Annotated in this window: 15 protein-coding genes; all 15 read left to right on the forward strand. The window is 39.9% G+C overall.

Features of this window, described 5'->3' with window-relative positions:
* Positions 1 to 70: 70 nt before the first annotated feature.
* On the forward strand, positions 71 to 526 hold the full coding sequence (locus ACFX4X_RS11995) for a chemotaxis protein CheW (protein WP_377383691.1): 456 nt from the start codon (positions 71 to 73) through the stop codon (positions 524 to 526).
* A gap of 4 nt (positions 527 to 530) precedes the next feature.
* Complete coding sequence (locus ACFX4X_RS12000; protein WP_284471266.1) at positions 531 to 1,169, forward strand: chemotaxis protein CheC; 639 nt, start codon at positions 531 to 533, stop codon at positions 1,167 to 1,169.
* A complete protein-coding gene (locus tag ACFX4X_RS12005; RefSeq protein ID WP_377383694.1) occupies positions 1,162 to 1,665 on the forward strand; it encodes a chemotaxis protein CheD in 504 nt (167 codons plus the stop codon). The genes ACFX4X_RS12000 and ACFX4X_RS12005 overlap by 8 nt, the downstream gene beginning before the upstream one ends.
* Positions 1,666 to 1,797: 132 nt before the next feature.
* On the forward strand, positions 1,798 to 2,556 hold the full coding sequence (locus tag ACFX4X_RS12010; protein WP_377383697.1) for a FliA/WhiG family RNA polymerase sigma factor: 759 nt from the start codon (positions 1,798 to 1,800) through the stop codon (positions 2,554 to 2,556).
* A gap of 304 nt (positions 2,557 to 2,860) precedes the next feature.
* Positions 2,861 to 3,166: a hypothetical protein gene (locus ACFX4X_RS12015; RefSeq protein WP_377383700.1), complete on the forward strand. Its 306-nt coding sequence runs from the start codon at positions 2,861 to 2,863 to the stop codon at positions 3,164 to 3,166.
* A 167-nt stretch (positions 3,167 to 3,333) separates the two neighbouring features.
* Complete coding sequence (locus ACFX4X_RS12020; protein WP_377383703.1) at positions 3,334 to 3,972, forward strand: hypothetical protein; 639 nt, start codon at positions 3,334 to 3,336, stop codon at positions 3,970 to 3,972.
* 152 nt (positions 3,973 to 4,124) lie between these two features.
* On the forward strand, positions 4,125 to 4,838 hold the full coding sequence (rpsB, locus tag ACFX4X_RS12025; protein WP_056526825.1) for a 30S ribosomal protein S2: 714 nt from the start codon (positions 4,125 to 4,127) through the stop codon (positions 4,836 to 4,838).
* Between the two features lie 305 nt (positions 4,839 to 5,143).
* The gene (gene tsf, locus ACFX4X_RS12030; protein WP_377383705.1) at positions 5,144 to 6,028 is read left to right on the forward strand and encodes a translation elongation factor Ts; all 885 of its coding nucleotides are present in this window, start codon (positions 5,144 to 5,146) and stop codon (positions 6,026 to 6,028) included.
* A gap of 125 nt (positions 6,029 to 6,153) precedes the next feature.
* On the forward strand, positions 6,154 to 6,876 hold the full coding sequence (gene pyrH / locus ACFX4X_RS12035; protein WP_284471262.1) for a UMP kinase: 723 nt from the start codon (positions 6,154 to 6,156) through the stop codon (positions 6,874 to 6,876).
* A gap of 3 nt (positions 6,877 to 6,879) precedes the next feature.
* Entirely contained in the window at positions 6,880 to 7,437 is a 558-nt protein-coding gene (gene frr / locus ACFX4X_RS12040) for a ribosome recycling factor (protein ID WP_061462435.1), read from the forward strand.
* A gap of 399 nt (positions 7,438 to 7,836) precedes the next feature.
* A complete protein-coding gene (locus ACFX4X_RS12045; RefSeq protein WP_061462436.1) occupies positions 7,837 to 8,610 on the forward strand; it encodes an undecaprenyl pyrophosphate synthase in 774 nt (257 codons plus the stop codon).
* 25 nt (positions 8,611 to 8,635) lie between these two features.
* Complete coding sequence (locus ACFX4X_RS12050; RefSeq protein WP_377383710.1) at positions 8,636 to 9,433, forward strand: phosphatidate cytidylyltransferase; 798 nt, start codon at positions 8,636 to 8,638, stop codon at positions 9,431 to 9,433.
* Between the two features lie 42 nt (positions 9,434 to 9,475).
* Positions 9,476 to 10,636, forward strand: coding sequence for a 1-deoxy-D-xylulose-5-phosphate reductoisomerase (gene dxr, locus ACFX4X_RS12055; RefSeq protein ID WP_061462437.1), 1,161 nt, complete (start codon positions 9,476 to 9,478; stop codon positions 10,634 to 10,636).
* A gap of 7 nt (positions 10,637 to 10,643) precedes the next feature.
* Positions 10,644 to 11,912, forward strand: a complete 1,269-nt coding sequence (rseP, locus tag ACFX4X_RS12060) for an RIP metalloprotease RseP (RefSeq protein ID WP_125161957.1) — start codon at positions 10,644 to 10,646, stop codon at positions 11,910 to 11,912.
* A gap of 279 nt (positions 11,913 to 12,191) precedes the next feature.
* Positions 12,192 to 13,892, forward strand: a complete 1,701-nt coding sequence (locus ACFX4X_RS12065) for a proline--tRNA ligase (protein WP_377383714.1) — start codon at positions 12,192 to 12,194, stop codon at positions 13,890 to 13,892.
* The last annotated feature ends 150 nt before the right edge of the window (positions 13,893 to 14,042 follow it).

Here is a 14,042-nt window from a genome sequence, read left to right on the forward strand (position 1 = left end):
CCGTGCCGCATTCAGGTTCTCATTAAGGTTATACCTGTCATCATGAAGTTTTTTTAGAGGAGGGGAACGGATGTCGCAGGATATGAAAGTAATCGTTTTTCAAATTAAGGATAAAGAATATGCCATTCCGGTGGAAAAGGTCAGCGGTATCGAAAAGCTTCTGCATATTACCAGAGTTCCAAAGGCTGTTCAGTTTGTTAAGGGAGTCATAAATTTAAGGGGTGTTATCACTCCAATCATTGATTTACGGGTACGTTTTGGTTTCGAAGTGGTGGCTTATGATGAATCAACAAGGATCATCATCGTCATTTTGGATGATATGGAAGTTGGGTTGATAGTGGACTCTGCCAATGATGTTTTGGATATTCCGGTGGATAGTATCGAGCCGCAGCCTGAAGTTGTGGGACATTTAGCTTCAGAATACATAAGCGGAGTGGCTAAAATTGAAAAGCGTCTGCTCGTCCTGATTAATTTGGAAAAGGCTTTAAGTCTAGAAGTGACTGAAAATATGTTAAAAGAAGGATAATCACATGTCGTTCATTGAGAAAATCAATCCTCTTCAACTCGATATTTTGAAGGAAATTGGCAATATAGGTGCAGGCAACGCAGCAACGGCTCTTTCTGCCATCCTTAATAGGAAAATTGATATGAATGTTCCAAATGCTCGGGTCGTTTCCTTTGATGAAATGATGGAAATGGCTGGCGGGGCCGATCACGTCGTTGCCAGCGTTTTCCTTAGAATAGAAGGAGATGCTTCCGGGAGTATGTTTTTTATCCTTTCGCTTCAAGTAGCTGAATACTTGATTCGTCAAATGACTGGTGATGGAACCTTTTTGATAGATTCCACACCCTATACCGAATTGGCACTCTCCTGCCTTTTGGAATTAGGGAATATTTTATCTGGATCCTATCTTTCTTCACTTTCTGATTTCACTCGATTGAATATCTATCCATCCGTACCGTCATTGAGCATTGATATGGTAGGGGCCACAATCAGTTATGGTTTATTGGAATTATCTCAAGTAAGTGACGCAGCCATTGTCATTGATACTGTACTTGAAAAAGATCAGCATTTTGCTGAATCCATTGACGGTCATTTCTTTCTTTTACCTGATCCCGGATTTTTTGATACCATTTTTTCCGCTTTAGGAGTGTCACTTAATGACTGAATTGATAAAGGTCAAGGTTGTGAAGGTTGGAATAGCGGATATGAATATTATAAAACCTCCATATTCGATTCGCACTTCAGGGCTGGGGTCATGTGTTGGTGTTGTAGTATATGACCAAAAAAAGGGGATTGCCGGTTTGGCTCACATTATGCTGCCTGACTCTTCACTCGCTAAATCAGGACAGATCAACGCTGCCAAATTTGCTGATACGGCGATAAAGGAATTAGTGCAGCTTTTAGTAAATGAAGGAGCAAGAATTCGATTCCTAAAAGCGAAGTTGGCTGGTGGTGCGCAAATGTTTCAATTTGCTTCAGGAGGAGATTTAATGAGAATAGGACCCCGAAATGTGGATGCTGTCCGGAAAGAGTTATCTGACTTGCGCATTCAAGTCGTTGCAGAAGATTTAGGCGGTAATAGCGGGAGAACGATCGAGTTCAATTTGAACGATTGTTTACTGAATATACGGACCGCTAATAAAGGGACAAAAAACATATAGTAACGATTAGGCTTTACTTAAAAAGAACAGCTGAAAATATGACAGGACACTTGCAATCAAATTATTGTTGCATTTATGGCCTTTAAGAGCAATTTTGATCACATGACGTTTATAATGTAAGGAGGATGTCCAATGTCTCGTCTGACCATCGAAGAAGAGCAGATATATTGGAAAAATTGGGTTGATTGCAGGGATCCGCAAGCCGGGGACATTTTAGTTAAGAAATACACCCCTCTCGTATCGTATCATGTTCAACGCATTTCAGTAAGCCTTCCTAAAAATGTGAGCCGGGATGATATAAGGAGTTTAGGGATGATGGGATTATTCGATGCCCTGGCACGTTTTGATACGAAGCGTGACCTGAAATTTGATACATATGCTTCATTTAGAATTCGTGGTGCTATTTTAGATGGATTAAGAAAAGAGGATTGGCTTCCACGGAGTGCAAGAGATAAAGCCAAGAAAATTGAATCTGCAATAGAAAAGCTAGAACAGCGATATATGAGAAACCTTTCTCCAAACGAGATTGCTGCGGAATTGAATATTCCGGAAGATGAAGTATATGCTGCGTTAAATGGGAATTTCTTTGCCAATGTACTTTCGATGGATGAAAATCCCCAAGAACAAGACGACAAAGAAAGCACGAATTTTCATATTAAAGATGAAAAGGCGGATTTACCTGAGGAACATGTTTTAAGGGAAGAACTGAATGTGGAATTAGCCAAAGTCATAGAAACGCTTAATGAAAAAGAACAGTTGGTTTTACAACTTTTTTATAAAGAAGAACTGACATTAACCGAAATCGGACAAGTGATGAGCCTATCTACGTCTCGGATATCCCAGATTCACTCGAAAGCGATATATAAATTAAGAAACTCGATGCAAAATTAAAAGAATTAATCATATTTTGTTTGAAAAGGGAATGGAGCCAGAGATGCATCCAGTTGATCATAGATCCGGTTGAACGAAAAATGCCTTCTTTAAAGTCAGGGGCAGCCTGAAAGGACTTAGGAACCCATCACTTCAATAAATGTTTCGAAATCACAGAATTTCGAACTGAACTTGGTCACGAAGAGCAGTTCAAGTGTCCCTTACTCCATTGTAAGGTAATCATAAATATTATTAAGAAGTCCAATGAGAACTCACTTTCAGCTCGGTTTTGTCTGGTTATTGGAAATGGAAAGGCGGTTTCCATATGAGTTTAAAAGCGATTGAGATGCAAATTGCAATCCCACGAACACAGGATGCAGGGAAAATCCAAGAGCAAAATCAACAAAAGAAGTTAATCCAACAAGATCATGCTGCCCATCAAGTCCAAAAGGATTCAGAACGAAAACAAAGGACCGTTGTAGGTGAAGAACGAAAGCTTCCGGCCCATTTTTATGAAAAGGCTCTTTTCGTAAAGATTGTTGTTTTTAAAACGAAACTATTTAAGGTTGATTGGAGCGGAAAGCGAGCATCTGGAGGGGAAATCAACCACAACTCACTACCTGGTAAATAGCAACAAAGTATGTGAAAACAGCCTATGAAAAAGAAAGAAATGCAGACAAGGGACAGTCTCAAAAAAAATATAAACAGAAAGAAATCCCCTAAAAAACAACATTGAAAAATGATCCCCATCCGTATAAAGGAAACTGGATTGACTATTCCGGTTAATTAGGAGGCAACATGTCAGTATTTTTTATGTTTCTGTTGTTTGTATTAAATATATTCACCATTTTCGCCATCATCGTTTTATATCTTCGGCAAAACCGTTTAAGTAAGGTGGAAAAAGACCAAAAAGCCATGATTGATGAAATGGAACAACTTTTGTCTGGTTTTTTGATTGAGATGAAACAGGACAACGAGATATTGGTAAAGGCATTCACCAAATCGGTTGCAATGGATTCCGAGCAGGATCAAAAAATAAAAGAACATGGCGCAATTAGAGAAACCATGGAAGATAAAGAAGTAAAACAAGAACAAAACATGCTGAAAGAGTATAAAGAGGGAAGAAGTGCCGCGGCTAAAAAGCAGGCGACCGACGCTTACAAAATAATGCCTGAAGACGATGAGGATAATGCTTTACCCGTAATAGTTGAGGACAAATTGGAACTTTCATCAGCTGCCACCACCCTTCCGAACGAGGGGAAGGCGACGGGTAAAGAATTTGCGGACATGTTACAGGCCTCGGTAAATGAACATTCATTAAATGAACAAGTAGATATGTTAGCTGATCAAGGTCATTCAATTGAAGAAATCGCCAAAAGGCTAGGTCGCGGTCAAACGGAAATAGAGCTATTACTAAAGTTTCGCATGAATAGATAGATATTACTTGATTGAGAAGGATCATTATGGTATATTATGAAATGGTGTTAATACACACGCCCCGTGATTCTTGCAGATGGTGCTGTTTCGACAGTTTCTGTATGAAAATGATCGGTGCGGAGGAAAAACAAAACCATTTAGGAGGAACTAAAATGTCAGTCATTTCTATGAAACAATTGCTTGAAGCTGGTGTGCATTTCGGACACCAAACACGTCGCTGGAACCCGAAAATGAAGAAATATATCTTCACTGAGCGTAACGGCATCTACATCATCGACCTTCAAAAAACAGTTAAAAAGGTTGAAGAAGCTTATAACTTCGTGAAAGAACTAGCTGCTAACGGTGGAACTGTTCTTTTCGTTGGTACTAAAAAACAAGCTCAAGAATCTGTTAAAGAAGAAGCTATCCGTTCTGGTATGTACTATGTAAACCAACGTTGGTTAGGTGGAACTTTAACAAACTTTGAAACAATCCAAAAACGTATTACTCGTCTTAAAGATATCGAAAAAATGGAAGCAAACGGAACTTTCGAAGTCCTTCCTAAAAAAGAAGTTATCCAACTTAAAAAAGAATGGGATCGCTTAGAAAAATTCTTAGGCGGAATTAAAGATATGAAGACTCTTCCAGATGCGATCTTCGTTATCGACCCTCGCAAAGAGCGTATTGCTGTTGCGGAAGCACACAAATTACACATTCCACTTGTAGGTATCGTTGATACAAACTGTGATCCGGATGAAATCGATGTAGTTATTCCTGCGAATGACGATGCAATCCGTGCTGTTAAATTATTAACAGGTAAAATGGCAGATGCTATCTTAGAAGCTAAACAAGGCGAAGAAACAGCAACTGAAACAACTACTGCTTAATAAGCAAAAAAGGTTGCTTATTCAGTAAGAAAAAAGGTGATAAGAGGATAATGCCTTTTATCCCTTTTTTTTGCACTAAATAAGCGTACATAAATCACTGTACGGAATGTTTTTTAAAAGGTATAGTCGATTTTTAAGGAAAAGAAATCATTAAGTATTTAGTTCCGTCAAATTGACTGACTAAGTGGATGGCTTTTCTGGAATATTGCCTTTGCTCGTTATTTTCTTTGATGATAACAAGTATTTTTTGGTAAAAATGGGTAAAGATTGAATAAACTGCATTTAATTTGAGGAGGATATATATTATGGCAATCACTGCACAATTAGTTAAAGAATTGCGTGAAAAAACTGGTGCCGGTATGATGGACTGTAAAAAGGCACTTGTACAAACAGAAGGCGATATGGAAAAAGCAATCGATTTCCTACGTGAAAAAGGAATTGCAAAAGCTGCTAACAAAGGCGACCGTATTGCTGCTGAAGGTTTAACTTCAATCGTTGTAGAAGGAAACCAAGCGGTTATTCTTGAAGTGAACTCAGAAACAGATTTCGTTGCAAAAAACGAAGGATTCCAAACACTTGTTAAAGACTTGGCTTCATTCCTTCTTGCTAACAAACCTGAAAGCGTTGAAGTTGCTCTTGAACAAACAATGGAAAATGGAGAAAAGGTTGCAGATCATATCAATGCTGCAGTTGCTAAAATCGGAGAAAAATTAACTCTTCGCCGTTTCCAAGTTGTTACTAAAACAGATAACGACGCATTTGGTGCATACCTTCACATGGGTGGACGTATCAGCGTACTATCAGTTCTTGAAGGTACAACTGACGAAGATGCAGCAAAAGGCGTTTCAATGCACATCGCTGCAATTAACCCTAAATATATCTCTCGTGACCAAGTCGATGCTAGTGAATTAGATCGCGAACGCGAAGTTCTTACTCAACAAGCGCTTAACGAAGGTAAACCAGAAAAAATCGTTGCAAAAATGGTTGAAGGACGTATCAATAAATTCTACGAAGAAATCTGTGTGAACGAACAAGCTTTCGTTAAAAACCCTGATCAAAAAGTGGGACAATTCGTTGAATCAAAAGGCGGAAAAATCCTATCATTCGTTCGTTATGAAGTAGGGGAAGGTCTTGAAAAACGTCAAGAAAACTTTGCTGAAGAAGTAATGAACCAAGTTAAAAAAGACTAATTGTCAGATAATTAATAATAGGGAACACTCTGGTGTTCCCTATTTTTTGAAATGTCATGAATTTTTGGTAATATTGCAAGAAAGCATGATGAACGAATGAAAAGATTACATAGTTGGAGGTTCTCATGAGTAGCGCTAAATATAAACGTGTAGTTCTAAAATTAAGTGGCGAAGCATTAGCCGGTGAAGAAGGATTTGGAATTAACCCTGCAGTAATTAAATCTATTGCTGAACAAGTCAAGGAAGTGGCTGAGCTTGATGTGGAAGTGGCTGTTGTGGTTGGCGGCGGAAACATTTGGCGCGGCAAAATAGGCAGCGAAATGGGCATGGATCGTGCTAATGCCGATTATATGGGGATGCTGGCTACAGTCATGAACTCATTGGCGTTACAAGACAGCCTTGATCAGCTTGGAATTGAAACGCGTGTACAAACTTCCATCGAGATGAGACAAGTTGCAGAACCATACATTAGACGACGTGCAATCAGGCATCTAGAGAAAAAGAGAGTGGTGATTTTTGCAGCTGGTACAGGTAATCCATACTTCTCAACGGATACCACTGCCGCCCTGCGTGCTGCTGAAATTGAAGCTGATGTCATCTTGATGGCGAAGAATAATGTGGATGGCGTATACAATGCTGATCCGGTTAAGGACAAAAATGCAGTGAAGTATGATAAGCTTTCCTATCTTGATGTGATTAAAGAAGGCTTAGAAGTAATGGATTCGACCGCGTCCTCACTATGCATGGACAATGATATTCCATTGATCGTCTTCTCGATTATGGAAAAAGGTAATATTAAACGAGCCGTACTAGGCGAAAAGCTTGGAACTATTGTAAGGGGGAAATAAAAGATGCCGAAACAAGTTATTTCGAATGCGAAAACGAAAATGGAAAAAGCCATTGGAGCGTATACACGTGAATTAGCCAGCATCCGTGCCGGAAGGGCAAATGCCTCATTGCTTGATAAAATCTCGATTGATTATTATGGTTCGCCGACACCGGTTAATCAGGTGGCTGGTATTTCTGTCCCGGAAGCTAGGCTTTTAGTCATTCAACCATATGATAAAACGGTATTGGGTGAAATCGAAAAGGCGATTTTGAAATCAGACTTAGGCTTGAATCCTTCTAATGATGGTTCAATCATCAGGATAGCCATCCCCGCGTTAACTGAAGAACGCAGAAAAGAACTTGTGAAAGTTGTTAAAAAAGAAGCGGAAGAAGCGAAAATAGCTGTCCGTAATGTGCGTCGCGATGCTAATGATGATTTGAAAAAGCTTGAAAAAAATGGTGAAATCACTGAAGATGACTTACGTGGCTATGCGGATGACATCCAAAAGATGACAGATGGCAATATCACGAAAATCGATGATATTACAAAAGATAAAGAAAAAGAAATTCTGGAAGTATAATTTTACTTAAAGAATTGATTAAATAAAGAGGGCCGAATCCATACTGGGTCATGTCTTGATTCTAACATATAGGTGTGCTTAAAAGAGAAAACTGTTATAATAAGGTTTCTCCGATAATGATTACTCCTTGAGTTAGTATGTTGCATGCAAACGTTGGAGGTGGTCCTTTTTTTGCATTTTTCACGGTAATCATAACCGGTTTTAGAAAAAAAGAAGTAATGATTTCTCCCTTTCTAGCTTCTAATGAAGAAATAATTTTCATAATAATAATATGAGAACCAGTTTTTTTTTGATATTATGATATAGATTCTTTTTAAGCGGCAGAAAGCTTGATATACATAGTGCACGTTAACTTTGCCTTTGTAGAGAGATAAGTACAACCTGATGGGGGACTAACATATGTATTCACTATGGAAGCGTTTCGTTAAAAAAGATGCTTCTTCCGATGTAACTAATAGGATTCAGCATATTAAACAGTTTGATGTTCCTCAGCATATCGCCATCATTATGGATGGAAACGGCCGCTGGGCCAAAAAGCGTGCATTGCCACGTGTGGCAGGTCATCATGAAGGAATGAAAACCGTTCGTAAAATTACGAAAGTTGCCAATAAATTAGGGGTCAAAACTTTGACAGTCTATGCGTTTTCCACTGAAAATTGGAAACGCCCGAAAAGTGAAGTCGACTTTTTGATGAAGCTTCCCCAGGAATTTCTTGGGACATTTTTACCCGAGCTCATTTCTGAAAATGTAAGAGTTGAAACGATCGGGGACCTGTCACTCATTCCCTCACATACTCAAAATGCCGTTAAACGGGCAATGGAAGACACGAAGGATAATGATGGGATGATTCTGAATTTTGCCCTGAACTATGGAAGCCGTGGGGAGATTGTATCTGCAGTGAATAGCATTATTCAAGATGTTAAGAATGGTATAATAAAGGAAAATGCAACAGAGGAAATTATATCCAGTTACCTGATGACCAAACATTTGTCGGATCCTGATTTACTGATCCGTACAAGTGGTGAAATCCGTTTGAGTAATTTCATGCTTTGGCAGGCGGCTTATACTGAGCTGTGGTTTACAGAGGTGCTATGGCCGGATTTTAGTGAGGGGCATTTATTGCAGGCAGTTGAGGAGTATCAAAAACGTTCACGAAGATTCGGTGGCGTTTAATTTAGAAGGCGAGGAAAATGGAATAATGAAACAACGAATTATTACGGCGGTCGTAGTTGCCGCTATCTTCATTCCACTAGTCATTTTAGGGGGAGTTCCCTTTTTACTGACAGTTTATCTGTTAGGGTCCATTGGTTTGTATGAACTGATGAAAATGAAAAATTTACGCGTTGTATCTTTTGAGGCGTTACTTTCTCATATATTATTGTGGGTACTTTTATTGCCTAATGAACATACCGCTTTTTTAGCAGAAATAAATTACGATAAAGTGCAAGTCTTCTTAATCGGGGTTTTGCTGCTGTTACTTTATACAGTTGTTTCTAAAAACCGTTTTACTTTTGATGACGCAGGCTTTTTAGTGATTTCAATCTTATACTTGGGAATGGGTTTCTACTTCCTATTTGAAACACGTGACTCTTTAGGACTGGGTCTGATTTATATCTTGCTTACCCTATTCACGATCTGGGCAACCGACTCCGGAGCTTACTTCATAGGTAAATCACTTGGTAAAAGGAAGCTATGGCCAGAAATAAGTCCAAACAAGACTGTGGAAGGATTTATCGGCGGGTTATTTTCTGCGATGGTAGTGGGTGTGCTATTTTACATCTTCTCGAGTCTTGACTACACGTTATTACAATTATTATTGATTTCATTAATCATTGGGGTATTCGGCCAATTGGGGGATCTCGTCCAATCGGCGTATAAACGTCATTATGGGGTTAAGGATTCCGGCAAGCTTCTCCCGGGACATGGCGGAATTTTGGACAGGCTTGATAGCTTGATATTCATTTTACCGATTTTGCATTTATTGCATGTTTTATAATATAAAAATAGGCAGTGTTATATGAATTAGGAGATGAGCAATTTGAAAAACATCAGTCTTTTGGGCGCGACAGGTTCGATTGGTCAACAAACAGCGGATGTGGTGAGGTCACATCCTGACCAATTCAAGATAGTGGCTCTTTCTGCTGGAAAGAATATAGAATTGGTCAGGACTTATATACAAGAGTTTGAACCGAAACTAGTTTCGGTCCAGACGGAAGAAGATTATCATGTTTTGAAAAGTGAATTCTTCAGCCGCAAAGATATCGAGTTCATGTATGGCGATGAGGGACTGTCTGCTGTTGCTGTATATGATCAGGCGACAATATTGGTCAATGCCGTCATCGGAAGCGTGGGCCTTTATCCGACGCTTCAAGCGATAAAGGCTAAAAAAGATATTGCTATCGCCAACAAGGAGACTTTGGTAACGGCAGGTCATTTGGTCATAAGTGAAGCTAAAAAAGCGGGGGTTCGTTTGCTGCCGGTTGACAGCGAGCATTCCGCTATTTTTCAGGCATTGCAGGGTGAAAAGGAAAAAAATATAGAACGTCTTGTCATTACTGCTTCAGGTGGCAGTTTTCGCGATCGGACCAGGGAAGAATTGAAGGATGTAACGGTGGAAGAGGCATTGAACCATCCGAACTGGTCAATGGGAGCTAAAATCACGATTGATTCAGCATCAATGATGAATAAGGGTTTGGAAGTGATTGAGGCCCACTGGCTATTTGATCTTCCATACGATAAAATTGATGTATTGCTACATAAGGAGAGTATCATCCATTCCATGGTTGAGTTTCATGACTCCAGCGTGATTGCACAACTGGGAACACCGGATATGCGAGTGCCGATTCAATATGCACTTACTTATCCGGACCGTATTCCGTTGGCAGGACGCAAGCGCCTGAATTTGGCTGAAGCAGGCAAACTGCATTTTAGCGATATGGATTTCACGAGATATCCTTGTTTGCAATTCGCCTATAAAGCGGGTAAAATGGGCGGAACGATGACTACCGTGCTGAATGCCGCCAATGAAGCGGCAGTCGCTGCTTTCTTATCTGGAAAGGTATCCTTCCTTGAAATTGAAACGTTAATTGAAAGAGCGCTGAATCAGCATTCCGTGATGGCCCTTCCGGATTTAGAAACGATTCAGGAAGTGGATAATATGACAAGGCAGTATATAGAATCCTTAGTGAAAGATAGGTGACCGGAACATGCAGACTTTAGAAACGATTATAGCGTTCATCATCATTTTTGGCGCTCTTGTATTTTTCCATGAGCTTGGACACTTAGTGTTTGCAAAGCGTGCCGGAATTTTATGCCGTGAGTTCGCAATCGGTTTCGGCCCAAAAGTATTCACATATAAAAAGAAGGAAACCGTTTATACCATTCGATTGCTTCCGCTGGGCGGGTATGTACGTATGGCTGGTGAAGATGCAGAAAATATAGAATTGAAGCCCGGCTATCGAGTAGGATTGATGTTTGATAATGAAGAGAATGTTACAAAAATCATTTTGAACAATAAAGATAAATATCCTGATATTCGTCTTGTGGAAGTTGAAGTGATCGACCTTGATCATAAGCTTATCCTTACTGGTTATGAAGAAGGTGAGGAAGATAATCTAAAAACGTTTACCATTCATGAAGAAGCGGTAATCGTTGAAAATGGTGTAGAGAACCAGATTGCTCCATATGACCGGCAATTTGCTTCAAAGTCGCTTGGGCATCGCTTCCTGACGATAGTAGCTGGACCAGCAATGAACTTTGTTTTGGCTTTTGTCATTTTTGTGTTGATCGGCCTGTTTCAAGGGGTCGTGGTGGATGAAGCGAAACTTGGTGAGCTGACTGCAGACGGTTCGGCTGTTAATGCCGGGTTAAAATCTGGTGATGTCATTCAATCCATAGAAGGGACGGAAGTCTCATCTTGGGAAGATGTTCAGGAAAGCATTCAAAAGAACCCTGGGCAAGAGATCGAGTTTGTCGTGGACAGGGACGGGAAAACGTTAGAAGTGCCGGTCATTCCACAAGAAGTGGAGAGGGAAGGTAAGAAAATTGGGATTATCGGAGTTTACCCTCCAGTTGAAAAAGCACCGATTAAAGCTATACAATACGGTTTTACGGAAACATATTTTTGGACAAAACAAATTTTCATCATCCTTGGTGACCTCGTAACAGGTGGATTTACGATTGACAGCCTATCCGGTCCTGTAGGAATATATAAATCAACTGAAGAAGTAGCGAAACAAGGTTTATTCACGTTAATGAAATGGGCAGGGCTGCTGAGCATTAACTTGGGAATCATGAACTTGCTGCCGCTACCGGCATTGGATGGAGGAAGACTGTTATTCTTTGTTGTCGAATTCTTAAGAGGAAAACCGATCGATCGCCAAAAAGAAGGAATGGTTCACTTCATCGGCTTTGCTTTGCTGATGTTATTGATGATAGTCGTTACATGGAATGACATTCAGCGGTTCTTCTTATAAGACATGTTTGGATAAGGTAAAACAGGCCAGCAGATTTTTCTGTTGGCTGTTTTCTTATCTCCAAGAAGGAATAGTCATTTCCTAGTTTTTTAACCGTTTTAGGGAAATAGTTTGTTTTCTAAGGAAATCGTAAGTATAATCGAGAATGAGTATATTAAATTAGCTTTTCTGAATAGCGCAGAAAGACTTTTTTGTATGATATGACCGTATTCATGCTGCAGTATGAATTTTTACCGCAGCCGCAGTTTAATTTAAAGGAAATATTGAAGAGGTGCAGATATGAAACAAAGTATGACGTTAATCCCTACATTGAGAGAAGTGCCTGCAGATGCTGAAATCAAAAGTCATCAGCTTCTATTACGTGCAGGATTTATGAGACAAAACTCCAGCGGGGTTTACAGTTTTATGCCGCTTGGAAAAAAGGTGCTTCAAAAGGTTGAAGCGATCGTCCGGGAAGAGTTGGAGAATGCTGGTGCAGTAGAATTATTGATGCCTGCTTTACAACAAGCTGAATTCTGGCAGGAATCTGGACGCTGGTATACCTATGGTCCAGAGTTGATGCGCCTTAAGGACCGCAATAACCGTGAATTTGCGCTAGGTGCCACACATGAAGAAGTGATAACCAGCTTAGTTCGTGATGAGGTGAAATCATACAAGCGTCTTCCTTTAACGGTTTACCAAATCCAAACCAAATTCCGTGATGAAAAAAGACCGCGTTTCGGATTGTTGCGTGGACGTGAGTTCATCATGAAGGACGCTTATTCTTTCCATGCCAATCAAGAAAGCCTGGATGCTGTTTATAAAAATATATATTCGGCATATTCAAATATATTTAGCCGTTGTGGGTTGGACTTCCGTGCCGTCATTGCTGATTCTGGGGCGATGGGCGGAAAGGATACACACGAATTCATGGTCCTATCCGAAATAGGGGAAGATACCATCGCCTATTCTGATACTTCCGAATATGCAGCGAATATTGAAATGGCACCGGTGAGTGTAAAATATGAAAAAAGTTCCGAAGCACAAATTGCACTTGAAAAAATTCATACACCTGGCCAAAAATCTATTGAAGACGTGACTTCATTCTTAAATACAGATGCAGAGAAACTAATCAAATCGCTATTATTTAAAGTGGATGAAAAGTATGTGCTTGTATTGGTACGAGGGGATCATGAAGTCAATGATATCAAGCTGAAGAATTTCTATAACGCTTCAATCGTTGAATTGGTCGATCCGAATGAAACGAAAGAAGTCTTAGGATGTGCTATTGGATCCCTTGGACCAATCAATGTCACTTCTGAAGTGGAAGTGATAGCCGATGTTGCCGTAGAAGCAATGGTTAATGGAATCTGTGGTGCAAATGAAGAAGACCATCATTATATGAACGTAAATCCCACTCGTGATTTTAACGTGGACAATTTTATAGACCTTCGTTTCATTCAAGAGGGTGACCCATCACCGGACGGGAACGGAAAAATTAAATTTGCCAAAGGAATTGAGGTAGGCCACGTATTCAAGCTGGGAACAAAATATTCCGAAGCTATGAATGCAACATTCCTAGATGAGAATGGACGGTCTCAGCCTATGATAATGGGCTGTTATGGAATTGGTGTTTCACGCACGCTTGCAGCTGTAGCTGAACAATTCAACGATGAAAAAGGATTGGTCTGGCCAGCGAATTTGGCACCATACCAAGTCCATTTGATTCCAATCAATATGAAGGATGAGGCTCAGGCTGTCCTGGCAGAAGATTTGTATAATGATCTAAAGGCACAAGGCATGGATGTTCTTATGGATGATCGTCAAGAACGTGCTGGCGTAAAATTTGCCGACTCTGACCTGATCGGTCTTCCTGTCAGGGTGACGGTCGGTAAAAAGGCATCCGAGGGAATCGTCGAAGTGAAAATCCGTAAAACGGGTGAGGTTCTTGAAATAGAAAGAGCTGAACTTATTCAAAAGCTTCAAGAAATACTTGGGTAATTTTAAAAATTGGGGAATTAGGCATCATTCAATTGGATGATGCCTTTTTTTTCATGGATTTAGATACTAGTGAAACACTCGTGATATGTTATAATAGCCTCTGATATCATAGTGAAAATGATAATGAATAATATCTTAGAGATAGTAGAT

The organism is Peribacillus sp. YIM B13481, assembly GCF_042787985.1.
Taxonomy (GTDB): Bacteria; Bacillota; Bacilli; order Bacillales; family DSM-1321; genus Peribacillus; species Peribacillus simplex_A.

Coding starts and splice junctions, on each gene's coding strand:
- ACFX4X_RS12015 (WP_377383700.1), top strand. CDS start 2,861: ATGAGTTTAAAAGCGATTGAGATGCAAATTGCAATCCCACGAACACAG.
- ACFX4X_RS12020 (WP_377383703.1), top strand. CDS start 3,334: ATGTCAGTATTTTTTATGTTTCTGTTGTTTGTATTAAATATATTCACC.
- ACFX4X_RS11995 (WP_377383691.1), top strand. CDS start 71: ATGTCGCAGGATATGAAAGTAATCGTTTTTCAAATTAAGGATAAAGAA.
- ACFX4X_RS12065 (WP_377383714.1), top strand. CDS start 12,192: ATGAAACAAAGTATGACGTTAATCCCTACATTGAGAGAAGTGCCTGCA.
- frr (WP_061462435.1), top strand. CDS start 6,880: ATGCCGAAACAAGTTATTTCGAATGCGAAAACGAAAATGGAAAAAGCC.
- tsf (WP_377383705.1), top strand. CDS start 5,144: ATGGCAATCACTGCACAATTAGTTAAAGAATTGCGTGAAAAAACTGGT.
- ACFX4X_RS12050 (WP_377383710.1), top strand. CDS start 8,636: ATGAAACAACGAATTATTACGGCGGTCGTAGTTGCCGCTATCTTCATT.
- ACFX4X_RS12005 (WP_377383694.1), top strand. CDS start 1,162: ATGACTGAATTGATAAAGGTCAAGGTTGTGAAGGTTGGAATAGCGGAT.
- rpsB (WP_056526825.1), top strand. CDS start 4,125: ATGTCAGTCATTTCTATGAAACAATTGCTTGAAGCTGGTGTGCATTTC.
- ACFX4X_RS12045 (WP_061462436.1), top strand. CDS start 7,837: ATGTATTCACTATGGAAGCGTTTCGTTAAAAAAGATGCTTCTTCCGAT.
- ACFX4X_RS12010 (WP_377383697.1), top strand. CDS start 1,798: ATGTCTCGTCTGACCATCGAAGAAGAGCAGATATATTGGAAAAATTGG.
- pyrH (WP_284471262.1), top strand. CDS start 6,154: ATGAGTAGCGCTAAATATAAACGTGTAGTTCTAAAATTAAGTGGCGAA.
- rseP (WP_125161957.1), top strand. CDS start 10,644: ATGCAGACTTTAGAAACGATTATAGCGTTCATCATCATTTTTGGCGCT.
- ACFX4X_RS12000 (WP_284471266.1), top strand. CDS start 531: ATGTCGTTCATTGAGAAAATCAATCCTCTTCAACTCGATATTTTGAAG.